This window comes from Spirillospora sp. CA-128828 (assembly GCF_050945415.1).
GTDB lineage: Bacteria > Actinomycetota > Actinomycetes > Streptosporangiales > Streptosporangiaceae > Spirillospora.
Window position 1 is genome coordinate 6930644 of the sequence record NZ_CP191986.1, and the last position, 24281, is coordinate 6954924.

Consider the following 24281-nt stretch of genomic DNA (forward strand, 5'->3'; position numbering starts at 1 on the left):
GTGAACCCGGCAGCCTCGTTCCGCGACTGTGAAGGGGACGGAAGGACGGGGATGGACGATGAGCTGCTGGTGGTCCGCTGCCAGCTCGGGGAGTCGGAGGCCTTCGCCGAACTCGTGGGCCTGTGGCACGCCCCGGTGTTGACGTTCGTCCGGCGGATGCTGGATTCCGAGCGGGCGGACGACGTGGCCCAGGAGATCTGGGTGGCCGTGCTGCGGGGGCTGCCCCGGCTCGCCGATCCGGGCCGGTTCACGCCTTGGCTGTTCACCATCGCCAGGCGGGCCGTTCTGGACCGGCTCCGTCAGGAGTACACGAACGCCGAGAGGCCGGGCAAGGCCGAAGAACCGCCGGCAGGGGATCTGGCCGAGGAGGTGGTGGAACGGACCGAACTGGTCGCGGCCCTGGCGGACCTGTCGATCGCGGATTGCGCGCAGATCTGCGGGATCCCGGCCGGCACCGTCAAGTCGCGCCTGCACCGAGCGCGGCGGCAGTTGCGCGAGCACGAACCGCGCACGTCGGCGGAGGAGATGCTGGACCGGCTGGCCCCGACGCTGTCGCGCGGACGACGGCTGAGAGGTGTCGCGGCGCTGCTGTCCGGGCTCGCCGGGGCGGCCTTCACCACGGTCCTCTGGGCCAGCGAGCCGGGGCCGCTCCCCGACCGCACTAGCCTGTCCTTCGCTCTGCTCATCCTGGTGTGCCTTGCGTGGACGGGCCACGGCATCTGGTCGGCCACCACCCGGCGTGCCCCGCCGTTCGCCCTGGATCGGGTGATCGGCGCCTGGATCGGTCTGGCCGCCGCGCTGCTCACCACGACCGTCACGGTCACTCTCGCCGCCGTCCGGGGCCGGGGTCTGCTCCTCGCCCTGGTGGTGAACACGATCCTCATCACCGCGGCTGTGCTGATCGCCGTCCGGGCTCACAGGCGCCGTACGAGCCTGCTACGCCGGAAGGCAGAACTCACTGACCTCGACGCGCGGTGAGGCGCCACGGGTGGCTCACAAAGTTCGGAACCAGCGATCGAGGACGGTGAAGTCTTCGTCGCCGAGTCCTCGGAATGACTCCACGTGGTGGAGGAGAGCTCGGCCGCCATGGTGCGCGGAGACCCATTCCCGATCGGCGTCGGTGATCTCGTCGTCGACCCAGGCGAACGGGCGCCCGGACGCCCAGGTCACCAGGACCCGTGTCTTCCAGCAGAGCCCGAACCATTCGTCCTCGCGTTCATGCTCGCCGGATGGCTCCGGCCACTTCACGACCGGTAGTGGTGGCAGCCCGATTCGGGGGGCTATCTCGGCGTTCGCTTCGTCTTCCCAGGTCGTGGCCCAGACAAGGTCGCACGGTAGCGCCGACAGCCGGCGTCCGACCTCCAAGGTGAGCCGCGCCAGGTGCGAGTCGGATGCGGTTCCCCGCCCTTCCCATTCTGGTCCCTCGCCGAAGGGCAAAAGCGGTCCGTCAACGTCGAGAAAGAGCAGCGGATGTTCGGTGTGGTCGCGGCTGGACGGGCCCGGAATCAGGGCGGGCATCCGGGTCTGCCTTCCCAGCCGACAATGCGACGTCGGCCTGATTGGAGAACATGCGTCCGGCATCGGAGAAATGAGAAAGGCCCCGCCGGTATCGGCGGGGCCTTTCTGCAATATGAGTCCGGCGGTGTCCTACTCTCCCACACAGTCTCCCATGCAGTACCATCGGCGCTGAAGGGCTTAACTTCCGGGTTCGGGATGGGACCGGGTGTTTCCCCCTCGCCAAAACCACCGAACGACCAACCCCCAACACCCCTGCGGGTGCGGGAAGAACTCGTCCGAGCAACCAAGGCTCGATATTATGTTGTGCGGGTTCCCGGTTGTTTCCTGGGAACCACACAGGGACGCGAACATCGTCTCGCAGCGAGATGCTTTGAACGTTCAGTGTGTTCAAGCCACTCGGCCTATTAGTACCGGTCGACTCCACACGTCACCGTGCTTCCATCTCCAGCCTATCAACCCGGTCGTCTACCGGGGGCCTTACACCCCACAAAGGGGGTGGGAGAACTCATCTCGAGGAAGGCTTCCCGCTTAGATGCTTTCAGCGGTTATCCCGACCGAACGTAGCCAACCAGCCGTGCCCCTGGCGGGACAACTGGCACACCAGAGGTTCGTCCGTCCCGGTCCTCTCGTACTAGGGACAGACCCTCTCAATTCTCCTACGCGCACAGCGGATAGGGACCGAACTGTCTCGCGACGTTCTAAACCCAGCTCGCGTGCCGCTTTAATGGGCGAACAGCCCAACCCTTGGGACCTACTCCAGCCCCAGGATGCGACGAGCCGACATCGAGGTGCCAAACCATCCCGTCGATATGGACTCTTGGGGAAGATCAGCCTGTTATCCCCGGGGTACCTTTTAGCCGTTGAGCGACACCACTTCCACACGTAGGTGCCGGATCACTAGGCCCTGCTTTCGCACCTGCTCGACACGTCCGTCTCACAGTCAAGCTCCCTTGTGCCCTTGCACTCGCCACCTGATTGCCAACCAGGCTGAGGGAACCTTTGGGCGCCTCCGTTACTCTTTGGGAGGCAACCGCCCCAGTTAAACTACCCACCAGGCACTGTCCCCCACCCGGATACACGGGTGCGGGTTAGACGCTCAAAACGACCAGAGTGGTATTTCACCAATGACTCCACCCAAACTGGCGTCTGGGCTTCACAGTCTCCCACCTATCCTACACAAGACGCTTCAGGCGCCAATGCCAAGCTGTAGTGAAGGTCCCGGGGTCTTTCCGTCCTGCTGCGCGAAACGAGCATCTTTACTCGTACTGCAATTTCGCCGGGCCTGTGGTTGAGACAGCGGGGAAGTCGTTACGCCATTCGTGCAGGTCGGAACTTACCCGACAAGGAATTTCGCTACCTTAGGATGGTTATAGTTACCACCGCCGTTTACCGGCGCTTAGATTCTCAGCTTCGACACCCGAAAGCGTCTAACCGGTCCTCTTAACGTTCCGGCACCGGGCAGGCGTCAGTCCGTATACAGCGTCTTACGACTTCGCACGGACCTGTGTTTTTAGTAAACAGTCGCTTCCCCCTGGCCTCTGCGACCCCACCCAGCTCCCCGTGCAATACGGTTCACCAAGCGTGGTCCCCCTTCTCCCAAAGTTACGGGGGCAATTTGCCGAGTTCCTTAACCACAGTTCACCCGATCGCCTTGGTATTCTCTACCTGACCACCTGAGTCGGTTTAGGGTACGGGCCGCCGATACACTCGCTAGAGGCTTTTCTCGACAGCATGGGATCACTCACTTCACCTAAAACGGCTCGGCATCACATCTCACCCTTAAACGGTGCACGGATTTACCTGCACACCGGGCTACATGCTTACCCCAGGACAACCATCGCCTGGGCTGAGCTACCCTCCTGCGTCACCCCATCACTCACCTACTACCCCCTCGGGCCCCACGCTCCCCACACCCAGAGCCCGAAGGCCCCGAGCATAGTTCGGGTGGTTAGCATCAGAGGGTTCAGCGTTGGCGCATACCAGCGGGTACGGGAATATCAACCCGTTGTCCATCGACTACGCCTGTCGGCCTCGCCTTAGGTCCCGACTTACCCTGGGCGGATTAGCCTGCCCCAGGAACCCTTGGTCATCCGGCGCACACGTTTCTCACGTGTGATTCGCTACTCATGCCTGCATTCTCACTCCCACACCCTCCACCCCTGGGTCACCCCGAGGCTTCACCGGACGCAGGACGCTCCCCTACCCACCCCAGACACATGCCTGGAGTGCCACGGCTTCGGCGGTGTGCTTGAGCCCCGCTACATTGTCGGCGCGGAATCACTTGACCAGTGAGCTATTACGCACTCTTTCAAGGATGGCTGCTTCTAAGCCAACCTCCTGGTTGTCACAGCAACTCCACATCCTTTCCCACTTAGCACACGCTTAGGGGCCTTAACCGATGATCTGGGCTGTTTCCCTCTCGACTACGAAGCTTATCCCCCGCAGTCTCACTGCCACGCTCTCACTTACCGGCATTCGGAGTTTGGCTGACGTCAGTAACCTTGTAGGGCCCATCAGCCATCCAGTAGCTCTACCTCCGGCAAGAAACACGCAACGCTGCACCTAAATGCATTTCGGGGAGAACCAGCTATCACGGAGTTTGATTGGCCTTTCACCCCTAACCACAGGTCATCCCCCAGGTTTTCAACCCTGGTGGGTTCGGGCCTCCACACCGTCTTACCGGCGCTTCACCCTGCCCATGGCTAGATCACCCCGCTTCGGGTCTACAGCATGCGACTAAAACGCCCTATTCAGACTCGCTTTCGCTACGGCTACCCGCCACCGGTTAACCTCGCCACACACCATAACTCGCAGGCTCATTCTTCAAAAGGCACGCCATCACGAACAAGAGAAACAAGTTCCCCTCGAGGACGCTCTGACGGCTTGTAGGCACACGGTTTCAGGTACTATTTCACGACCCCTCACCGGGGCACTTTTCACCTTTCCCTCACGGTACTAGTCCGCTATCGGTCACCAGGAAGTATTCAGCCTTACCACGTGGTCGTGGCAGATTCACACGGGATTTCACGGGCCCCGTGCTACTCGGGAACACACCCAGAAGCCACTCGAATTTCGTCTACCGGACTCTCACCGTCTACGGTCGGCCATCCCAAGCCGTTCAACTATCCGAGCAGTTTATAACTCCTTGCCGTCCCGGCAGAGACGACCAGATGGTCCCACAACCCCGCACACGCAACGCCTGCCGGCTATCACACGCGCACGGTTTAGGCTCCTCCGCTTTCGCTCACCACTACTCACGGAATCACAATTGTTTTCTCTTCCTGCGGGTACTGAGATGTTTCACTTCCCCGCGTTCCCACCAACCTGCCTATACATTCAGCAGGCGGCGACACCCCATGACGAGTGCCAGGTTTCCCCATTCGGAAATCCCCGGATCAAAGTCTGGTTGCCGACTCCCCGAGGCATATCGCAGGCTCCCACGTCCTTCATCGGCTCCTGATGCCAAGGCATCCACCGTATGCCCTAAAAAACTTGAACACACAAAACGATCAAAACAAATCGCAGACAAACAACAAAACCCCACAAAACCAACCCCCAAAGGGATCAGCCTGCAAGATCTCATCATTCGCCAGAGATGCTCGCGTCCACTGTGCAGTTCTCAAAAAACAACCGGGCCCACCAAAACCACACCCCGATGAAGGAATGTGGTCCTGGTCCCGCGATCCAGAGGCACCCGGGCGAAGCCCGTTCCCTCAGGACCCAACAGCGTGTCCAACCCTCTACCCGCCCGAGGCCGCCGTTCCCACTCCCCACAGACCCGAGGGTCCTTGAGGCGGTACTTGCCGGCTCACACAGGCAGTGAGCTGAGTAGCCAGTGCTCCACATCTATGAGCAGCCACCTGACGAACATGCGCCGTCACTGGCGGCCACCGACCTGAGCCTTCCCGGAAAGGGGAAGCAGCTCGGGCCAGTTGGTGCTCCTTAGAAAGGAGGTGATCCAGCCGCACCTTCCGGTACGGCTACCTTGTTACGACTTCGTCCCAATCGCCGGCCCCACCTTCGACCGCTCCCCCCACACAAGGTGGTTGGGCCACGGGCTTCGGGTGTTGCCGACTTTCGTGACGTGACGGGCGGTGTGTACAAGGCCCGGGAACGTATTCACCGCAGCGTTGCTGATCTGCGATTACTAGCGACTCCGACTTCACGAAGTCGAGTTGCAGACTTCGATCCGAACTGAGACCGGCTTTAAGGGATTCGCTCCACCTCACGGTATCGCAGCCCTCTGTACCGGCCATTGTAGCATGTTTGCAGCCCAAGACATAAGGGGCATGATGACTTGACGTCATCCCCACCTTCCTCCGAGTTGACCCCGGCGGTCTCCCATGAGTCCCCACCATTACGTGCTGGCAACATGGAACGAGGGTTGCGCTCGTTGCGGGACTTAACCCAACATCTCACGACACGAGCTGACGACAGCCATGCACCACCTGTCACCGGCCCAAAAAGGACCCACCATCTCTGATGGTTTTCCGGCAATGTCAAGCCTTGGTAAGGTTCTTCGCGTTGCGTCGAATTAAGCAACATGCTCCGCCGCTTGTGCGGGCCCCCGTCAATTCCTTTGAGTTTTAGCCTTGCGGCCGTACTCCCCAGGCGGGGCGCTTAATGCGTTAGCTACGGCGCGGAATCCGTGGAAGAACCCCACACCTAGCGCCCAACGTTTACGGCGTGGACTACCAGGGTATCTAATCCTGTTCGCTCCCCACGCTTTCGCTCCTCAGCGTCAGTACAGGCCCAGAGAACCGCCTTCGCCACCGGTGTTCCTCCCGATATCTGCGCATTTCACCGCTACACCGGGAATTCCATTCTCCCCTACCTGCCTCTAGTCTGCCCGTATCCACCGCAGACCCACGGTTAAGCCGTGGGCTTTCACGACAGACGCGACAAACCGCCTACGAGCTCTTTACGCCCAATAATTCCGGACAACGCTTGCGCCCTACGTATTACCGCGGCTGCTGGCACGTAGTTAGCCGGCGCTTCTTCTGCAGGTACCGTCACGTTAGCTTCGTCCCTGCTGAAAGAGGTTTACAACCCGAAGGCCGTCATCCCTCACGCGGCGTCGCTGCGTCAGGCTTCCGCCCATTGCGCAATATTCCCCACTGCTGCCTCCCGTAGGAGTCTGGGCCGTGTCTCAGTCCCAGTGTGACCGGTCGCCCTCTCAGGCCGGTTACCCGTCGTCGCCTTGGTAGGCCATCACCCCACCAACAAGCTGATAGGCCGCGAGCCCAACCCTGACCGAAAAACTTTCCACCACCCACCATGCGGAGAATGGTCATATCCGGTATTAGACCCGGTTTCCCAGGCTTATCCCAAAGTCAGGGGCAGGTTGCTCACGTGTTACTCACCCGTTCGCCGCTCGAGTACCCCCGAAGGGGCCTTTCCGCTCGACTTGCATGTGTTAAGCACGCCGCCAGCGTTCGTCCTGAGCCAGGATCAAACTCTCCATCAAGGTCCAACGACCAACCAGGGGGCGAACCCCAGCCGACCAAACCTCAGGAAACAATCCCAGCACCACACAACCCCCACAAGAGGGCCGTGCATTGCCTCAAAGAAATCCCCGACCATCCAAAGACGGCCACGGGGCGACCCGGCCAACAAACAGACCGGGCCGATAAAGGCACTGGCTTTTAACACGCTGTTGAGTTCTCAAGAAACGGACACCCACCGCGCCGAACCCCGCTCCCGCAGGCCCCGGCTCCGGGGCAACCCTTCTAACTTACCCGATACCCGCCGTCTGTCAAGCCGATCAACCAAGATCTTTTCGACGAGTCGGAGAGAGTCCAGGCCCCCACGCGACGACACACCCCCAGGCCGAAAACCTGGAGAGATCATCTCGTGGGAAGTGCCCTGCGGGCCGGCCACCTCTCGGCGTCCTGCATCCCGTCCGGGCGTGCCACTCAAGAGTACCTCGGCCCGGAGCAAGCTGCGAACCGTTTTCCTCTGTCGGCGTCCCCGGGGCCGTCCGCCTCTCGGCGTCCCGCATCCCCTTGGGGCACGACAGACATTAGGCAGCCCCGCGAGGTCCGTCAAATCGGCTCGTCCACCCGCTCGTCCGCTCTCCGAAAGCCGCAGGTCACGCGTGGTTCATGTGATCGACCTCAGTGTCGCGTCAGCACGGTGTCAGTGCCCGGGCCCCGATGTGCGCGTGATGTCAGCGCCTTCCCCCACGGTGGTCATCGTCACAGCGAAGAACATGTGAGAGGCGGACAGATGGACGACGTGATCCGCGCGGAAGGGCTGCGGAAGCGGTTCGGCGAGACGAAGGCCCTTGACGGTGTGGACATCAGCGCCCGCCGGGGGACGGTGCTCGGGGTCCTCGGGCCGAACGGGGCGGGCAAGACGACCGCCGTGCGCGTGCTGGCGACGCTGCTCAAGCCGGACGCCGGGCGTGCCGAGGTGTCCGGTTACGACGTGCTGAAGGACCCCGCGCGCGTCCGGGCGAAGATCGGGCTGACCGGGCAGTACGCGTCGGTGGACGAGGAGCTGACCGGCACGGAGAACCTGGTGATGATCGCCCGGCTGCTGGACTTCGGCCGGCGGGAGGCGAAGGCGCGGGCGCGGCAGCTGCTCGACCGGTTCCGGCTGACCGACGCCGGAGGACGCGCCGTGAAGACGTACTCGGGCGGGATGCGACGGCGGCTCGACCTGGCGGCGAGCCTGATCAACCATCCGGAGGTCATCTATCTGGACGAGCCCACGACCGGGCTCGACCCGCGGGCCCGCAACGAGGTCTGGGACACGGTCCGCGCCGTGGTCGCCGACGGCGCCACGGTCCTGCTGACGACGCAGTACCTGGAGGAGGCGGACGCGCTCGCCGACCGGATCGCGGTGTTCGACCACGGACGGGTCATCGCGGAGGGCACGTCCGACGACCTGAAGGGGCAGATCGGCCGGCAGACCCTGGTGGTCCGCGCGTCCGAGCCGTACCGCGTCGCCCAGCTCACCGCCATCGTCGGCGAGCTGACCGGCGAGCGTCCGGAGGTGCAGGAGGCCACCGGGCTCGTCACGGCCCCGGTGCACGATCCCAGGCTGTTGTCGGTGCTGGTCCGGCGGCTGGACGAGGCGTCCATCGTGGCGGCCGAGCTGGCGCTGCGCATGCCGAGCCTGGACGAGGTGTTCCTCACGCTGACGGGCCACCTCGCCGAAGAACCCAAGTCCGAACTCGTTTCCGAGGGGAGCGTGGCATGACCGCGATCACCGTTGACAGCCGTCCGTCCGCGGCGGAGCCGCCGGCGCGGATCAGCCCCCGGCGCACGCTGCGGCACGGCCTGACCTTGGCGTGGCGCAACGTCGCGCAGCTTAAGCACTCGCCGGAGAAGCTGCTCGACACGACGTTGATGCCGATCGTGTTCCTGCTGCTGTTCCTGTACGTGTTCGGCGGTGCGGTGGCGGGCGACACGCATTCCTACCTGCAGCAGCTGCTGCCGGGCCTCGTGGCGCAGATGGCGATGTTCGCGACGATGGGGCTCGGGACGGCGCTGAACGAGGACATCCACAAGGGCGTGTTCGACCGGTTCCGCAGCCTGCCGATCGCCCGCTCGGCGCCGCTGATCGGCACGGTGCTGGGGGACACGGTCCGGTTCATCACCGTGATGACGGTGCTCGTCGGGTTCGGGTCGGTCCTGGGGTTCCGGTTCCACACCGATCCGCTGTCGGTGCTGGCGGCGTTCGCTCTGGCGTACGTGTTCTACCTGGCCGTCTGCTGGATCTCCGTCCTCGTGGGGCTGATCGCGCCGACGCCGGACACCGTCCAGGGGCTCTCGTTCATCTGGGTGATGCCGCTGACGTTCGGCAGCAGCATCCTCGTCCCGGACACGTCCACGATGCCGGGCTGGCTGGAGGCGTGGACGAAGGTCAACCCGGTCACGCACCTCGCGGAGTCGGTGCGTGCGCTCACCGTCGGCGGACCCGTCGGGAACCACGTCTGGTACACGCTCGCCTGGGCGGCGGGGATCGTCGTCGTCACGTTCCCGCTGGCCATGCGCATGTACTCGCGCAGGGCCTGACATCGATCCCGCCAAAGGCGCGCCGCCCCGGGCAGCATCTCCCGGGGCCGGCGCGCCTTGGCCTCCGAACTTCCGCGCGACGCGCATCCCACGGACGCGACCAGGCCAGCGTCCCATCACCACACCGCCCACCGGAACCGACCTCAGGCACCCACCCCGACCAACTCATGTCGGCCCCAACACCGCCCGAAGACGGCCTCCCAAAGGACTCGTCAATCCGTTACGCACACAGCACACGGAACGAATCTCGAAGCCCGAACCCCCGCTGAGCACAGGACACGAACAATGCCGAAGCAGCGGGCCGGCCAAAGACGTCGTACCGAACAGCCCGTCGGGCACACACCCCCACAGCCACCGGAACAGACCTCGCACCCCACCCCGGCTGAGCTCAGGACAGGGGCGCCGCCAAACCGGCCCACCAAGACGTCGTACCGAACAACGCGCAGGGCAAGCACTCGCACACGGCCATCGGAACAGACCTCGCGCTGGGCTGAGCTCAGGACACGGTCGCGATCAGGTCGGCGGCCTGGTCGAAGATGTCCTCTCGGGTGACCTGGCCGCCGCGCTCGTAAGCGGCGGCGAAGGCGTCCTCACCGAGGGCCCGGGTGACGACCGGAAGCGTCCGGCGGACCTCGTAGCAGGCCTCGTCCCGGTAACCGTGCAGATTGTGGGCGGTGCCGAGTAGCTCGGCGGCACGGACGCAGGCGCCGCGGGCCGCCGCGTAGGCGGCGATGCCCTCGACGAGCGCCGCCAGCGTCGGGTTGCCCATGAGCGCGTCGTTCCGCAGGTCATCCAGCGCGCGGACGTGCCAGCGCTCCGCCGCGTCCAGGTCGCCGTCCTCCTCGGCGAGGCAGCCGAGCCGGCTGTACGTCCTGCGCGCGGCCTGTGCGAAGTCGGGACGGTGCCCGCGGGACTCGACCCACTTGTACGCGCGGTCGGCGTGCGGCCGGGCGCCCTCGCGGTCGCCCTCCTGAAGGTGGAGCTCGCACAGCATGAGCGACGCGCTCGCGGCGTCGGCGAACTCACCGATCCGTTCCGTCTGCGCCATGGCCCGTTCGAGGTCCGCGCGGGCGCGGTCGACCTCGCCGAGCTGAGCCCGCGCCCGCGCGAGCTGGGCGAGGATCCCGGCGCCCTGTTCGGGACTGACGTCGCCGGTCACGTAGCCGTAGGCCTCCTCGCCGAGCCGGACGGCCTCCGCCAGGTCGCCGCGCGCCATGGCGACGTGCATCATCGCGCCCAGCCCGAGGATCATCCCGAACCGGTCGCCCAGCTCGCGGAACCGCGCGTAACCGTCGGCGGCCTGCTCGGCGGCATCGTCGATGTGTCCGGTGTTGATGCCCATGTGCGCGAGGATGACGCGGACGACGGCACGGACCCACGGGTCGGGATGGTCCTGGATGCGGCCAAAGCTCTGCTGGACCTCCTCCATGTCCTGTCCGAAGACGCTGGACGCCGGTCCGGCGAGGGCGAGGACGGGATGCACCGGTGACTCGGGCACCGCGGTGAGGACGTCCGTCATGACCGCGCGCATCGACTCCTGGGTCGGTCCCGATTCCTTGGTCATCTCGGCGACGACACCGGCCGACACGACGCACAGCGCGTACTGCTCCTCCAGGCCGGGCGGCGCGGTGCCCGCCGCCATGTCCCGGACCGCGACCGCCCAGCCGCCCGCTTCGCTCTCCATGTCGCGCATGACCCAGAACCACACCAGTCCCGCCACGAGCCGCAGCCCCGTCTCGATGTCGCGGGTCTCGGTCACGTGGCGGAACGCGACGGTGAGGTTGTCCCGCTCGGCGGCCAGCCGGTCGGACCAGACCAGCTGGTCGCGACGGCGCAGCTCCGGCTCGGCGCGTTCGACGAGCGCGACCAGGTGGGCGGCGTGCGCGTCGCGGGCACGCCGGGTCTCGCCGGCCTGCTCAAGGCGCTCCCCCGCGTAGACGCGGACGGTCTCCAGCAGCCGGTAGCGGACGTCTGTGTCGCCGTCCGCCATCACCAGCGACTTGTCGATCAGCGCGGCGATCACGTCGATGACGTCGTGGGGTTCGGGCGCGTCCGGCGCGTCGAGCCCGCACACGTGCACGGCGGCGTCCGGTGAGGCGCCGCCCGCGAACACCGACAGGCGGCGCAGGACGGCGCGTTCCACGTCGTCCAGCAGGTCCCAGCTCCAGTCGACGACCGCGCGCAGCGTCCGGTGCCTGGGCAGTGCGGTGCGGCTGCCGCCCGTCAGCAGCCGGAACCGGTCACCGAGGCGGGCCGCGACCTGGCCGGAGGTGAGCGAGCGCAGCCGGGCGCCGGCCAGCTCGATCGCCAGCGGGATGCCGTCGAGTGCGCGGCAGATGGCGACGACGTCGGCGACCGTGCCGGCGTCCACGGCGAAGCCTGGGCGGACGGCCGCGGCGCGGTCGGCGAACAACCGCACCGACGCGTACCCGAGGGCATCGGCCGGGTCGGCGACGTCCTCGTCCGGAAGCGGGAGGGACGGCACCGGGCACAGCGACTCGCCCGTGATGCCGAGCGGTTCGCGGCTGGTCGCGAGGATGCGGACGCCGTCGGCCTTCGCCACGACATGGTCGGCGAGCCGCGCGACGGCGTCGATGAGGTGCTCGCAGTTGTCGAGGACGAGGACCATCCGCTTGGTGGCGAGGAAGTCGGTCAGCCGTTCGAGGGGCCGCACCACCGCGCGGGTCTCGGTGGGACGGACGGTCTCCGGGACGCCCAGCGCGGACAGCACGGCCTGGACGACGTCACCGGGGTCGCTGACGGGGGCGAGCGGGGCGAACCACACGCCGTCCGGCATTTCGTCGACGAGCGCGGCGGCGCTCTCGCCGGCCAGCCGGGTCTTGCCGGCGCCGCCGGGCCCGGTGAGGGTGACGAGCCTGGTCTCGCGGAGGAGCTTGCCCACCCGCTGGGACTCCTCCTCCCGTCCGACGAAGCTGGTGAGCTGGGAGGGAAGGTTGGTACGGGCGGACCGCGGGGCGGTCGGCCCGGGCGCCGGCCCGGGTGCCGCCGGAACGTCCCCACCCGCCGTCTCCCGCCGCAGGATCGACAGGTGCACGGCGGCCAGTTCCGGGGACGGGTCGACGCCGAGCCGGTCGGCGAGGGCGCGCCGCGTCTCCTCGTACACCTCCAGGGCGTCGGCCTGCCGTCCCGCCGCGTACAGGGCGCGCATCAGCTGGGCGCGCAGCCGTTCGCGCAGCGGATGCGCCGCGGCGAGCGGCTCCAGCTCGGCGACCGGCGGGACGGGCAGCCCGGCGGCGCTCTCGGCGTCCACCCGGTCCTCGAAGGCGGCGAGCCGCAGGTCCTCCAGCCGGGTGACAGCCCCGTAGGCGAAGTCGGCGTCGGTGACATCGGCCAGGGCCGGGCCGCGCCACAGCGCGAGCGCCGCCCGCAGTCCGCCGGCCCGCCTGGCGGGATCGTCCTCCGCGCGGGCCGCCGCGACGGCGCGCTCGAACGCGACCGCGTCGATCTCGCCGGGGTCGATCCCGAGCCGGTAGCCGGCCGGGCCGTGCTCGACCATGTCGCGGCCCGCGACACCGCGCAGCCGGGAGACGAGCGCCTGCAGCGCGTTCCCGCCGGGCGGCGCGCCCTCCCACAGGTCGTCCAGCAGCCGCTCGGCCGACACGGGCCTGCCCGCCTCGGCCGCGAGCCGGACGAGGAGGGCGCGCAACCGCCGGCCGGCGACCTCGACGGGCCGCCCGGCCTCGTCCCGCACGTCGAGCGGGCCCAGGATGCCGATGCGCAAGCGAGTCCCCTTCCCGGGGACATTCTCTCCGATGTGTGGATCGCGCGGGCCGGGTACGTGTCCGTTATGCCTAGAGCACAGATCAAGGACGAGAAGACGTACCAGAAGCTCCGCGAGAAGGGCGAGAGCAAGGAGAAGGCGGCGCGGATCGCCAACGCGTCCGCGGGCCAGGGAAAGAAGAAGGTCGGCCGCAAGGGCGGCAAGAGCCCGTCCTACGACGACTGGTCGAAGGACGACCTCATGAAGCGCGCCCGCGAGATCGGCATCGAGGGCCGCTCCTCGATGAACAAGTCGGACCTCGTCAAGGCGCTGCGCGACCACTGAACCGAGCGCGTTAGGGAGATTCCATGAACGCGGTCGTGGACACCGCGCGCAAGCAGGCGCAGGAGTACGCCGGCGAGGAGGACCGTCCGCTCGGCTCGTACCTCGGCACCCTCGGGGTGTACGCGCTCACGACGGCGACGATGGCGCTGCTGGGCCGGCGCCTGCGCGACCGGCCCCCCGCCATCGGCCTCGCCGACCTGGCGCTGATGACGGTCACGACGCACAAGGCGTCCCGGCTGATCGCGAAGGACCCGGTGACGAGCCCGCTGCGGGTCCCGTTCACCCGCTACTCGGGGACGGCCGGTCCGTCGGAGGTGTCCGAGGAGGTGCGCGGGAAGGGCGTCCGGCACGCCGTCGGCGAGCTGATCACCTGCCCGTTCTGCACGGCCCAGTGGGTCGCGACGGCCTACGCGGCGGGCCTCGTGTTCGCCCCGCAGGCCACCCGGCTCGCCGGCGCCACGATGACGGCGGTCGCGGGCTCGGACTGGCTGCAGCTCGGCTACGCCCGGCTGCAGCGGGCCGCCGAGGGATAGCCCCCAAACGCCACATTCTTTACGTTTGCCCCAGCTGTCGGGGGTAGGGCCAACCTATGGATCTCGCATTCCTCAAGACGCTGTACCACCGTCCGGGCCCCTACGCGTCGGTGTACGCGGACCTCACCCGGACCACCGAGGACGCGTCCAAGGCCGCGGAACTGCGGTGGCGGGCGCTGCGCGCGGGCCTGGAGGCCCAGAAGGCCCCGAAGGGGACGCTTCGCGCGGTCGAGCAGACCATCGAGGACGAGCTGGAGCTGCGCCGCTCCGAAGGCATCGTGATCTTCGCGGCGGACGGCGAGGTGGTCCACAGCGAGCGCCTGCCGGGCCCGCCCCGCACCCCGCGGGCGACGCTCGCACCACTCCCGGACGTCCTCCCGTACCTGGTCGAACGAGGCGAGAAGTTCCCGCACCTGCTGGCCGTCGTGGACCGCCGGGGCGGCGCCATCGACTTCGTCACGGCCGACGGGCGGCACGAGCACATCGACGTCGAGGGCGACGAGGACTACCCCATCCGCAAGGTCAAGGCCGGCGACTGGAACCAGTCCCGCTTCCAGCGGTCGTCGGAGAACGTCTGGAAGGTCAACGCCAAGAAGGTCGCCCACGAGATCGACCGGGCCGCGGAGCGCTGCGGCGCCGAGGCCGTCGTGATCGCCGGCGACACCCGCGCCCGGACCGCCGTCCTCGAAGAGGTCTCGGAGCACGTCCTTGAGCGCACCGTCGAGGCCGACAAGAACACCACCGTCGACGACCCCGATCTCGACGCCGAACTGCGCCGCCTCCTGAAACTGAAGACGGCCCAGCACGTGATGACGGTGGCGGAACGCTTCGACCGGGAGCTCGCCCACGGCCAGCGCGCCGTCTCCGGCCTGTCCGCGACCACGGAGGCCGTCCGCCAGGCCCGGGTGGAGACACTCCTGCTGGCCGACGAGCCCGACTCGGACGCCCGCCTGTGGATCGGCCCCGACCCCGCTCAGGTCGCCACCACCGCCGACGAACTCCGCGACGAGTTCGGCGTGTCCGACCCCCGCGAGGCCCGGGCCGACGCCGCCCTGGTCAGGGCGGCCGCCGCGACCGACGGCGAACTGGTCGTCCTCCCGCCCGACGGTCCGACTCCACCCCTCCGGATAGGCGCCGTCCTCCGCTACACCGCCTAGGGGTCAGCCCAGCCGCTTGAGCAGTTCGGCGGCGAGCGGGCCGGACGACATCGGGTTCTGGCCGGTGAGAAGGTCGCCGTCGATGACCACGTTCGGCGTCCACGCGTCCGCGACCTGCACGTCCGCTCCGACGGCCCTCAGCCGGTCCTCCAGGAGCCAGATCGCCTTGCCGGCCAGACCGCCCTGCCGTTCCTCCTCGTTGGAGAAGGCCGTGATCTTCCGGCCGGCGAAGGCCGAGGTGCCGTCGGCGCGGTCGGCCGCCAGCAGCGCGGCCGGCCCGTGGCACACCACGCCGAGGGGCTTCCCGGAATCCAAGGCCTCGACCAGCAGCCGCCCGGAGGTGGCGTCGACCGCCAGGTCCTCCATCGGACCGTGGCCGCCGGGGTAGAACACCGCCCGGTAGTCGGCCAGATCGACCTCCGCCAGCTTCATGGGCGACGCCAGACCGGCGATCTCGGCCAGCTCGGCGGTGACATCGCGGCCGCCGTTGGCCTCCGGCGCAAGACTGCCCGCGTCGGCGACCGGGACCGCCCCGCCCGGCGTGGCGAACACGACCTCATGGCCCGCCTCCGTGAACGCCTTGTACGGAGTGAGAAGTTCCTCGGCCCAGTAGCCGGTCGGATGGCGGCTGCCGTCATTGAGCGTCCAATAGGTCGCGCCTGTCACCACGAAAAGAATCTTGGACATCAAGGGTCTCCTTGGAGTTCGCCGGTCCGGCGGCGTCGAGCCGCCACGACTCAAGCTAAGACCCTTATCCACAGCCACAAAATAGACTCTTCTATGTGAGCGATAGAAAATCCAATGGGCCGCTGGACCTGACCCAGCTACGGACCTTCCTGGCCGTCTATCGCGCCGGTTCCCTGACGGCTGCCGCCAGGCTCGTCGGCCTCTCCCAGCCGACGGTGACCACGCAGCTGCGCGCCCTTGAAGAGCACCTGGGCCGCCGGCTGTTCGAGCGCCTGCCCCGCGGTGTGACACCCACCCCCGCCGCCGACGACCTCGCCGCCCGGCTCGCCGCGCCCATGGACGCCCTGCAAGCGATCGCCGGCGGCGGCCTCCAGGAGGCGGTCCCCGAGCCTCCGGTGCTCCTCGCCGGACCCGCGGAGTTCCTCGCCGCCGCCGTCGTCCCCACCCTCGGCCCGCTCATGGAGAAGGGCGTCCGGCTCCGCATCACCACCGGACTGTCGGAGGACCTCCTCGCGGGCCTCCGCGCCGGCCGCTACGACCTCGTCGTCTCGACGATCCGCCCCCGCGGCCGCGCCCTGGCCTCCGAACCTCTCACCGATGAGGACTTCGTGCTCGTCGCCGCCCCCGGCTGGACCGACCGCATCGACCGCGACCTCCTCGCCCGCGACGGCCCCGCCGCCCTTGCCGGCGCCCCGCTCATCTCCTACGCCGACGACCTGCCCATTCTCCGCCGCTACTGGCGACACGTCTTCGACACCCGCCTGGTCGCCGAACCCGCGCTGGTCATCCCCGACCTCCGGGCCGTCAAGGCCGCCGCCGTCGCAGGCCTCGGTGTGACCGTCCTCCCCCGCTACCTGTGCGGCCCCGAACTCGCCAGCGGTTCGCTCAGGCTGCTCCTCGACCCCGAGGACGCCCCCATCAACACCGGCTTCCTCGCCCAGCGCAATGGCGCCCACCCTCTTCCTCACGTCGACCTCGTCCGTGACCACCTGCTCAGGTTGACCCGCGGATGACCCGGAACAGCACGGGCTGGTCGTTCGCCTAGGCGAGGAAACAGGCTTCCATAGAAAGCACAAGATCCCGTCGGATCGAGACGGGATCTCACCAACTGCTCTCAGCCGTCTCAAGAACGGCCCTGGGGTGGAGCTATGGGGATTCGAACCCCAGACCTCCTCCATGCCATGGAGGCGCGCTACCAACTGCGCCATAGCCCCTCGGTGGGAAAAGCTTAGTGCACGTTGGGAGCGGTCGGGACGCGCGGGCCGCGGAGGTCGTGCCTCCGCGGCCTCGCGGGCCGTTCAGCGAGCGCCGGACTTGTAGGTGTAGTAGCCCTCGTTGAAGGTCGGGACCTTGATGGTGAGGCTTTTGGGCCACTCGACGGGGATGCCGAGGAGTGCGTTCTCCTCGACGGTCCTGCCGGTGTCGTCGGTGTGCAGGCTGTCGATCTTGTCGGTGTACGGGCTCTCTTCCTTCTTCGCCCGGTTCATGGAGCACAGCGTGCGGGCGAGATCGGGCTGGTTAGGGAGCAGCTTGAAGTAGGACAGGACGTTGAGCGCCTTGCCGCAGTCGTCGGGCTTGTAGGTCTGCGGCGCCGGCGGCGGCGCGTCCTGCGCGGAGGCGGGAACGGTCATCGCCAGGACGGAGGCCGCGGCGACCGCGGCGGGCAGCAGCAACAACGTTCCGGTGGTCCGGCTTCTCATGGGGTCAGCCCTCATCTCGATCATGTATCGCCACGTCATGCCTGTTCCCGCATGATCGACATGGTGAAGCGCGGCCGGAGAAAAGGTAGCCGCCACCATGGTGAAGGCTTTGCGCACGGATCCGCCCCACCAAGAGAAGCCGAGGCCGTACACCTCAGGAGGCCGGGGGCGAAGCCCGGCGGGGGTCCAGGGGCGGAGCCCCGGCGGGGGGGGTGCGGGGGCGGAGCCCCCGCCTCGGGGGCCCGGGGGTCGCCCCCCGGGCAAACACGACGAAGGAGTGGCGGGAAGAAGCCCCAAGGCTTCGACCACACCACTCCCAACTCCGAGTGGAGCTATGGGGATTCGAACCCCAGACCTCCTCCATGCCATGGAGGCGCGCTACCAACTGCGCCATAGCCCCGCCGCTGCGTGGACGTTCATCCCGCAGCGCCTCGCCAGTGTATAGGACGGACGGGGGTGGGCTCGAATCGTTTGGGGGTCAGGAGCCGGTGTCGGGACGGTCGTCGCTGAGGACGGGTTCGGGGAGGGTGCCGGCGTTGTGTTCGACGAGGCGCCATCCGCCGTCCCGCATCTCGGTGATGACGGACCAGCAGCAGTTGGAGAGCCCGCCGAGGCGTTCCCAGACCTCTTCGGGGAGGCCGATGAGGTGGGACATGCCGAGGCGGAGTGCGGCGCCGTGGGAGGCCACGACGAGCTGCCCCGTGGGCGGCAGGTCGTCGAGGGCGCGTTCGAGGGCGGCGCCGACGCGCTTGGCCACCTGGGCGCTGGTCTCGCCGCCGGGCGGCTGCCAGGCGGCGTGCTCGGCGGGGTAGCGTTCGCGGATCTCGCGGGCGGTGAGCCCCTCCCAGGCGCCGCCGTCGCGCTCGATCAGGTCCTGGTCGTAGCGGACGGGCAGTCCGGTGATGTCGGCGAGGGCCTGGGCGGTGTCGGCGGCGCGGCGGAGCGGGGAGGCGAGGAGCGCGGTGGGGCGGAGCCCGGCGAGGAGGCGGGCGGCCCGCTGGGCCTGGGCGACGCCGGTTTCGTCGAGGGGGATGTCGGTCTTGCCCTGGAATCGACGTTCGACGTTCCACGCGGTCTGGCCGTGCCGCCACAGGACGAGCCGGCGTTTGCCCGGTTCGCGGGCCGGGCGGGCGTCAGTCACTCGGGCTCCCGACGGCGCGGGCGCGCTGGGCCTGGTGGGCGGTGACGGCTTCCGGCAGGTCGATGAGGGGGCAGTCTTTCCAGAGCCGTTCGAGGGCGTAGAACATGCGGTCCTCTTCGTGCTGAATGTGCACGATGATGTCCGCGTAGTCCAGCAGGACCCAGCGGCCCTCGCGCTCGCCCTCGCGGCGTACCGGCTTGGCTTCGGCCTCTTCGCGCAGGCGCTTCTCGACCTCGTCCACGATGGCGCGGACCTGGCGGTCGTTCGGGGCCGAGCAGAGCAGGAACGCGTCGGTGATGACGAGCTGCTCGCTCACGTCGTAGGCAAGAATGTCGTCGGCCAGCTTGTCGCCCGCCGCCTCGGCGGCGATCCGGACGAGCTGCGCCGCCCTCTCGGATGCGGTCACGGTGCGCTCGCGATCCTCCCTGTAGGGGTCGTCTCCGCCTACACCTTCTCACGTGCGACGGTCGACCGACCTCTTTGTCGTTGTTCGACCGCAATTGCGAATGCGGCCCCTTCCTCGTCCAGAATATGTGGCCCCGGCGGATCGACGCTCAGCCACCGGCCGGCGGACGCCCCGGGGGATTACGCGCTCCGGTAGAGATCGCGTTTGTTGATGTACTGGACGATCCCGTCCGGGACGAGGTACCAGATGGGTTCACCGGAGTGGACGCGTTCGCGGCATTCGGTGGAGGAGATCGACAGGGCGGGGACCTCCATGAGGGAGACCCGCCCGTTGGGCAGACCGGGGTCGGCGAGCCGGTGGCCGGGGCGCGTGACGCCCACGAAGTGGGCCAGCTCGAACAGCTCGTCGGTGTCGTGCCAGGTCAGCATCTTCTCCAGCGCGTCGGCGCCGGTGATGAAGAACAGGTCCGCGTCGGGCCCCTGGAGCTCGCGCATGTCGCGGAGGGTGTCCACGGTGTAGGTGGGGCCGGGGCGGTCGATGTCGATGCGGCTGACGGAGAAGCGCGGGTTGGACGCGGTGGCGATCACGGCCATGAGGTAGCGGTCCTCGGCGGCGGCGACCTTGCTTCCCTCCTTGTGGGACGAGAGGCCGGTGGGCACGAACACGACCTCGTCGAGGGAGTAGAAGTGCGCGACCTCGCTCGCGGCCACGAGGTGCCCGTGGTGGATCGGGTCGAACGTGCCGCCCATGATCCCCAGGCGCCGCTTTTGCGTCATGGCGACGAGAATAGCCAGCCCGGTCCGCGGCCCGAACGTCCGGGGCCGCGGGCTCAGGCCAGCCCTGGCAGAGGCGGGCCTCCGTCCGCCCAGGTCACGACGCGGACGGCCTTGCCGACCTCGACCCTCGGGACGGTGCCCTCAGGGAGGACGAACACCTCGGCGGTGAGGCCGAGCGACTCGTGCAGCGCGTGGACGAGCGCGTCCTTCGGGTCGCCCGACAGGGCCTCGCAGGCGACGAGGAGCCGGACGGCGGGACTGCGGCGGTCCACCACGAGCTGGTAGTGCGGCCGGACGAGCCCGGACCCGAGCAGCACGCGTTCGACCTCGCTCGGGTACACGTTGACGCCCCGGACGACGATCATGTCGTCGGCGCGTCCGAGGACCTTGCTCATCCGGACCAGCGTCCGCCCGCAGGCGCACTCACCGCGGGTCAGGGAGGCGATGTCCCCCGTCCGGTAGCGCAGCAGCGGCAGCGCCTGCTTGGTCGGGGTGGTGAACACCAGCTCGCCGGGCGTCCCGTCCTCGACGGGCTCGCCGCTGGACGGATCGACGGTCTCGACGATGAAGTGGTCCTCGTTGACGTGCAGGCCGTCCTGCTCCAGGCATTCGGTGGCCACACCCGGCCCGATGACCTCCGACAGCCCGTAGATGTCCATCGCCTTGATCGGCAGGACGTTCTCGATGGCCGCCCGCAGTTCCTCCGACCACGGTTCGGCACCGAAGAGCCCCGCCTTGAGCGAGTGCACCTCGATCCCCGCCTCGGCGACCGCCTCACCGAGCCGCAGCGCGTACGCGGGGGTGCAGGTCAGGATGTCGGGGCGCAGGTCGGCGAGCATCCGCACCTGCCGGTCGGTCATACCGCCCGACATCGGGACCACGGTCGCGCCGAGCGCCACGGCGCCCTGATGGACGCCGATCCCGCCGGTGAAGAGCCCGTACCCGTAGGCGTTGTGGACGATGCTCCCCGGCGACGCCCCGGCGCACGACAGCGAACGCGCGCACATCGCCGCCCACAGGTCGAGGTCCGCCTTGGTGTAGGCGACGAGGGTCGGACGCCCCCGCGTCCCGCTCGACCCGTGCACCGCGGCGACCTGGTCGCGCGGGACGGCGAGCATCCCGAACGGGTAGTTGTCCCAGAGGTCCTGCTTGGTGGTGAACGGGAGCTTGCGCAGCCCGGCGAGCGTCACGTCCGAGCCACCGCCGACACCGGCCTCCTTGAGCCGCCGTCCCTGCACGCCGTCCGCGGCCAGCAGCCGGTCCACCAGCCCCCACAGCCGGTGCCGCTGCAGCGCGGCGCGCTCGTCAAGGGACATCGCCTCGGCTTTAGGGTCGAACATGGTCGCCTCCAGGACGGGGCCGGAGCCGGACGGGCTTCCGCGGCGGGGAACCCTGCGGCACGGTGGTTCGTCGGAACTACCATGCCAGACATGACGGAGAACACACCGGATCGAGCACGTACGCGGTTCCCGGGCATCAGTTCCCGGGCCTACGAACACCCGGCGGACCGTTCGGCGCTCGTCGCGCTGCGCTCGCTGTCCGGGTTCGACGTCGTGCTGCGCAAGCTGTCGGGGCTGGTCAACGAGCGTTCACTGCGGCTGATGTTCCTCGGCGGGACGGTGCGCGTCGGCGAGGACCAGTTCCGCCACATCAACGACATGGTCCGCGACGCGTGCTATGTCCTGGACCTGCCGGAGGTGCCGGAGCTGTACGTCCGGCAGGACCCGACGCCGAACGCGATGGCGCTCGGCTCCGACCACCCGTTCATCGTGGTGAACACCGGCCTGATCGACCTGCTGGACGAGGAGGAGCTGCGGTTCGTCGTCGGGCACGAGGTCGGGCACATCCTGTCCGGGCACGCGGTGTACCAGACGATGATGCAGATCCTGCTGCAGCTCGGGTCGCGGCTCGCGTGGCTGCCGCTCGGCAATGTCGGCATCGCGGCGATCATCATCGGGCTGCGCGAGTGGTTCCGGAAGGCGGAGCTGTCGTCGGACCGGGCGGGCCTGCTCGTCGGTCAGGACCTCGACGCGGCCAAGCGGGTGAACATGAAGCTCGCCGGCGGGACGCGGCTGGGCGAGATGAGCAGCGAGGCGTTCCTGCAGCAGGCGCGCGAGTACGACGCGGCCGGCGACGTGCGGGACGGCATCCTGAAGTTCCTGAACCTGCTCGGGCAGTCGCACCCGTTCGCGGTGATCCGGTTCGCCGAGATCGACCAGTGGGCGCGCAGCGGCGAGTACGAGCGGATCCTCGCAGGCGACTACCCGCGCCGCGACGAAGACGAGGACGCGTCGGTCCGGGACGGGATCAAGGACGCGGCCAAGTCGTACCGGGAGTCGTGGGAGCGGACGGCCGACCCGTTCGTGGGCAAGGTCCGCGACATGGCGGACGCGGCGGCCGGTGCGGCCGGCGGGCTGTTCGACCGGTTCACCCGGCGGGACAACGGGCCGACCGACAGCAACTGAGACGCCACGGGCCAGGGCCGCCGCGACACGGACGCGGCGGCCCTTTGACGTCCTAGAAGGGGGCCGGGACGAGGAGTTCGACGTTGCGGTCGGTGACCTCGCCGCGGCGGTGCTCCTCGCGGTCCTGCCAGTCGTTGCCCGCCAGCTCGCGGGAGAGTGACGCGAGCCGGACGGGGTCGCTGAGACGGCCGCCGTAGGACGCGGGCCCGGCGGAGTCCAGGACCGTCGCGAAGACCGACAGGGTGCCGTCGCCGTTGTCGGCCAGTTCGACGATGCGGCTCTGCTGCGGGAAGTCGATGTGCGCGGCCGTGTTGACCTCCCAGAAGCCCCCGCCGGACTTGCGCGCGTGCGGGATGACCTGGTTGCGGTGCGTGTGGCCGTTCACCCACAGGACGACGTTCGGGTAGCGCAGCAGGAGCGCCTCGACCTCGTCCCCAAGGACGCGGTCTGCGCCGAGCGGGTTCCCCAGCGAACCGATCGGATGGTGGCTGAACAGCACGAAAAGGCTGTCTTTGACCGTGTGCTTGACGACCGAGCCGTCCGGCGCGAGGTAGCGGCTGCTGCCCGCCTTCAGCTGCGATTCCAGCCAGGCGAACTGTTTCCTGTCGAGCGACCCCTCCGAGTAGCCGTTCGGGTTGACGGTGTCGAGGACGAGGCCGCGCACGACGCCCTTGTCGAAGGCGTAGTAGGCCGTCCCGTCGCGGAGGTTGGCGGGGGTGAAGCCGTGACCGCGCAGGGACGCGGTCGTCTTGAAGTGCTCTGCGACGACCTCGGCGCGGGACAGCATCCTGCGGTTCGGGTCGGGCGTCACGGGACGGAACAGGCCCCCTGCGCCACCCTGCTCGCGGCTGAGCCGGACGAGTTCGGCGGCGTCTCCGTTGCGGAGCATGCGGGCGAGGCGCTCGGCCTGGCCGTCGTCCGCCGGGGCGCCGATCTTGATGCCGCCGGTGGCGAGACCGGAGACGAGCGGGTTGACCGGCAGGTTGCCCTGGACGAGCCCGTCGTGGTTGCCGAACGCGGCGAGCCACGGCGCGTCGAGTCCGGTCGCCTGGAACGGCCGGCGCGCCGCGTCGATCAGGCCCTTCACCCGCGGGAACCCGTAGGTGCCGGTCGGGATGTCGGTCTTGGCACCGGGCGCCGGCCCCTCGGGATGCCAGAACGAACGGTCGTAGGACGCCCAGTCCATGACGCCCTCGTACCGGTTCGGGTCGCCGGAGTCGGGGCGGATGCGCCCGCCGTCCAGCAGGTCGATGATCCAGCGGATCTCGTTGTACTGGACGTTGTCGGCCGCGTCGCCGGTGTTGATGGTGAACGCGAGGCCGAGCCCGGTCGCCGGGCCGCGCCCGACCTTGTTCACGGCCTGCACCATCGCCTCGGCGACCTGCGTGGAGAGGATCTCCTGCGGCCGGTAGGCGCCCTCGACGGGCAGGACGTTCAGGGCGTCCTTGAACCGGTCGACGAACTCCACCCGCCCCGGGGACTGCGCGTCGATGACGTGCACGTCGGTGAGGTGCCCGAACGCGAGAACGCCGCGGCGGGTGGCGGCGCGCCGGGCGGACGCGGTGCCGCCGAGGTCGCGGCGCAGGACGTGCGGCTCCCCCGGCCCGGTGACGACCGGACGGTACCCGCCGGCGCCCGCGGCGCCGAGGACGTACGTCCGGTCGAGGGTGGTGCCTGCGACGGGGCCGCGCAGCGCGGGCGCCGCGGCGGCGGGACGCGTGGGGAACGCGGCCAGTCCGGTGGTGGCGATTCCGGCGCCGAGGGCGGCGGTCCGCAGGACGCCGCGGCGGCTGTACTCACGAGTCACA

At 68.4% G+C, this 24281-nt stretch carries 17 protein-coding genes, 2 tRNA genes and 3 rRNA genes; 8 read left to right on the plus strand and 14 right to left on the minus strand.

From position 1 onward, the window contains the following. The first annotated feature begins 51 nt into the window (after positions 1-51). Positions 52-978 (plus strand): RNA polymerase sigma factor, encoded by a 927-nt coding sequence (locus tag ACQPXG_RS33390; RefSeq protein ID WP_433463123.1) that lies wholly within the window; start codon positions 52-54, stop codon positions 976-978. Positions 979-993: 15 nt separating this feature from the next. Here the strand turns inward: ACQPXG_RS33390 and ACQPXG_RS33395 are convergent, their stop codons facing one another. From ACQPXG_RS33395 to ACQPXG_RS33410, 4 genes are all read right to left on the minus strand, one after another. Further along, entirely contained in the window at positions 994-1581 is a 588-nt protein-coding gene (locus ACQPXG_RS33395) for an HAD domain-containing protein (RefSeq protein WP_433470090.1), read from the minus strand. A 53-nt stretch (positions 1582-1634) separates the two neighbouring features. Then, positions 1635-1751: ribosomal RNA gene (rrf, locus tag ACQPXG_RS33400) — 5S ribosomal RNA — on the minus strand. A gap of 150 nt (positions 1752-1901) precedes the next feature. Continuing rightward, positions 1902-5016 (minus strand): 23S ribosomal RNA (locus ACQPXG_RS33405). A gap of 448 nt (positions 5017-5464) precedes the next feature. Then, positions 5465-6985 (minus strand): 16S ribosomal RNA (locus ACQPXG_RS33410). The 16S, 23S and 5S rRNA genes sit together here, the layout of an rRNA operon. Before the next feature lie 761 nt (positions 6986-7746). Between ACQPXG_RS33410 and ACQPXG_RS33415 the strand changes: the two genes are divergently transcribed. Together ACQPXG_RS33415 and ACQPXG_RS33420 are read left to right on the plus strand one after the other, a co-directional pair. Continuing rightward, the gene (locus tag ACQPXG_RS33415; protein ID WP_433463124.1) at positions 7747-8724 is read left to right on the plus strand and encodes an ATP-binding cassette domain-containing protein; all 978 of its coding nucleotides are present in this window, start codon (positions 7747-7749) and stop codon (positions 8722-8724) included. Continuing rightward, a complete protein-coding gene (locus ACQPXG_RS33420; RefSeq protein ID WP_433463125.1) occupies positions 8721-9542 on the plus strand; it encodes an ABC transporter permease in 822 nt (273 codons plus the stop codon). Before ACQPXG_RS33415 ends, ACQPXG_RS33420 begins: the two co-directional genes overlap by 4 nt. Positions 9543-10038: 496 nt before the next feature. Here ACQPXG_RS33420 and ACQPXG_RS33425 read toward each other — a convergent pair whose 3' ends face one another. After that, entirely contained in the window at positions 10039-13284 is a 3246-nt protein-coding gene (locus ACQPXG_RS33425) for a BTAD domain-containing putative transcriptional regulator (RefSeq protein ID WP_433463126.1), read from the minus strand. A 66-nt stretch (positions 13285-13350) separates the two neighbouring features. On the opposite strand from ACQPXG_RS33425, the gene ACQPXG_RS33430 reads away from it, so the two are divergent. Genes ACQPXG_RS33430 through ACQPXG_RS33440 form a run of 3 tightly spaced genes read left to right on the plus strand, consistent with a single transcriptional unit; the run spans position 13351 to position 15298 of the window. Next, entirely contained in the window at positions 13351-13608 is a 258-nt protein-coding gene (locus ACQPXG_RS33430) for a DUF7218 family protein (protein WP_433463127.1), read from the plus strand. A gap of 23 nt (positions 13609-13631) precedes the next feature. After that, positions 13632-14141, plus strand: a complete 510-nt coding sequence (locus tag ACQPXG_RS33435; RefSeq protein WP_433463128.1) for a DUF1360 domain-containing protein — start codon at positions 13632-13634, stop codon at positions 14139-14141. Positions 14142-14197: 56 nt separating this feature from the next. Beyond that, entirely contained in the window at positions 14198-15298 is a 1101-nt protein-coding gene (locus ACQPXG_RS33440) for a Vms1/Ankzf1 family peptidyl-tRNA hydrolase (protein ID WP_433463129.1), read from the plus strand. A gap of 3 nt (positions 15299-15301) precedes the next feature. On the opposite strand, the gene ACQPXG_RS33445 is transcribed toward ACQPXG_RS33440, so the two are convergent. Then, complete coding sequence (locus tag ACQPXG_RS33445; RefSeq protein WP_433463130.1) at positions 15302-15985, minus strand: type 1 glutamine amidotransferase domain-containing protein; 684 nt, start codon at positions 15983-15985, stop codon at positions 15302-15304. Between the two features lie 95 nt (positions 15986-16080). Here ACQPXG_RS33445 and ACQPXG_RS33450 point away from each other — a divergent pair, with 95 nt between their 5' ends. Continuing rightward, positions 16081-16998, plus strand: a complete 918-nt coding sequence (locus ACQPXG_RS33450; RefSeq protein WP_433463131.1) for a LysR family transcriptional regulator — start codon at positions 16081-16083, stop codon at positions 16996-16998. Positions 16999-17126: 128 nt separating this feature from the next. Here ACQPXG_RS33450 and ACQPXG_RS33455 read toward each other — a convergent pair. The 7 genes from ACQPXG_RS33455 to ACQPXG_RS33485 form a co-directional block, all read right to left on the minus strand. Then, positions 17127-17199: transfer RNA gene (locus tag ACQPXG_RS33455), tRNA-Ala, on the minus strand. Positions 17200-17283: 84 nt separating this feature from the next. Beyond that, entirely contained in the window at positions 17284-17685 is a 402-nt protein-coding gene (locus tag ACQPXG_RS33460; RefSeq protein ID WP_433463132.1) for a hypothetical protein, read from the minus strand. Between the two features lie 327 nt (positions 17686-18012). After that, positions 18013-18085 (minus strand) — tRNA-Ala (locus ACQPXG_RS33465). A gap of 78 nt (positions 18086-18163) precedes the next feature. After that, the gene (locus ACQPXG_RS33470) at positions 18164-18826 is read right to left on the minus strand and encodes a histidine phosphatase family protein (RefSeq protein WP_433463133.1); all 663 of its coding nucleotides are present in this window, start codon (positions 18824-18826) and stop codon (positions 18164-18166) included. Continuing rightward, a complete protein-coding gene (gene rsfS, locus ACQPXG_RS33475; RefSeq protein WP_433463134.1) occupies positions 18819-19232 on the minus strand; it encodes a ribosome silencing factor in 414 nt (137 codons plus the stop codon). The genes ACQPXG_RS33470 and rsfS overlap by 8 nt, the downstream gene beginning before the upstream one ends. 179 nt (positions 19233-19411) lie before the next feature. After that, on the minus strand, positions 19412-20008 hold the full coding sequence (gene nadD / locus ACQPXG_RS33480) for a nicotinate-nucleotide adenylyltransferase (protein ID WP_433463135.1): 597 nt from the start codon (positions 20006-20008) through the stop codon (positions 19412-19414). 53 nt (positions 20009-20061) lie between these two features. Continuing rightward, positions 20062-21348, minus strand: coding sequence for a phenylacetate--CoA ligase family protein (locus ACQPXG_RS33485; RefSeq protein ID WP_433463136.1), 1287 nt, complete (start codon positions 21346-21348; stop codon positions 20062-20064). A 90-nt stretch (positions 21349-21438) separates the two neighbouring features. On the opposite strand from ACQPXG_RS33485, the gene ACQPXG_RS33490 reads away from it, so the two are divergent. Further along, positions 21439-22473: a M48 family metallopeptidase gene (locus ACQPXG_RS33490; protein WP_433463137.1), complete on the plus strand. Its 1035-nt coding sequence runs from the start codon at positions 21439-21441 to the stop codon at positions 22471-22473. A 52-nt stretch (positions 22474-22525) separates the two neighbouring features. On the opposite strand, the gene ACQPXG_RS33495 is transcribed toward ACQPXG_RS33490, so the two are convergent. Then, a complete protein-coding gene (locus ACQPXG_RS33495) occupies positions 22526-24280 on the minus strand; it encodes a TIGR03767 family metallophosphoesterase (protein ID WP_433463138.1) in 1755 nt (584 codons plus the stop codon). Between the last annotated feature and the right edge of the window lies 1 nt (position 24281).

Bases quoted from the DNA above. Each gene is read 5' to 3' on its own strand.
- ACQPXG_RS33395 (WP_433470090.1), bottom strand. From the start codon at position 1,581: ATGCCGGACGCATGTTCTCCAATCAGGCCGACGTCGCATTGTCGGCTG.
- ACQPXG_RS33440 (WP_433463129.1), top strand. From the start codon at position 14,198: ATGGATCTCGCATTCCTCAAGACGCTGTACCACCGTCCGGGCCCCTAC.
- ACQPXG_RS33485 (WP_433463136.1), bottom strand. From the start codon at position 21,348: ATGTTCGACCCTAAAGCCGAGGCGATGTCCCTTGACGAGCGCGCCGCG.
- nadD (WP_433463135.1), bottom strand. From the start codon at position 20,008: ATGACGCAAAAGCGGCGCCTGGGGATCATGGGCGGCACGTTCGACCCG.
- ACQPXG_RS33490 (WP_433463137.1), top strand. From the start codon at position 21,439: ATGACGGAGAACACACCGGATCGAGCACGTACGCGGTTCCCGGGCATC.
- ACQPXG_RS33445 (WP_433463130.1), bottom strand. From the start codon at position 15,985: ATGTCCAAGATTCTTTTCGTGGTGACAGGCGCGACCTATTGGACGCTC.
- ACQPXG_RS33430 (WP_433463127.1), top strand. From the start codon at position 13,351: ATGCCTAGAGCACAGATCAAGGACGAGAAGACGTACCAGAAGCTCCGC.
- ACQPXG_RS33390 (WP_433463123.1), top strand. From the start codon at position 52: ATGGACGATGAGCTGCTGGTGGTCCGCTGCCAGCTCGGGGAGTCGGAG.
- ACQPXG_RS33435 (WP_433463128.1), top strand. From the start codon at position 13,632: ATGAACGCGGTCGTGGACACCGCGCGCAAGCAGGCGCAGGAGTACGCC.
- ACQPXG_RS33420 (WP_433463125.1), top strand. From the start codon at position 8,721: ATGACCGCGATCACCGTTGACAGCCGTCCGTCCGCGGCGGAGCCGCCG.
- ACQPXG_RS33460 (WP_433463132.1), bottom strand. From the start codon at position 17,685: ATGAGAAGCCGGACCACCGGAACGTTGTTGCTGCTGCCCGCCGCGGTC.
- ACQPXG_RS33415 (WP_433463124.1), top strand. From the start codon at position 7,747: ATGGACGACGTGATCCGCGCGGAAGGGCTGCGGAAGCGGTTCGGCGAG.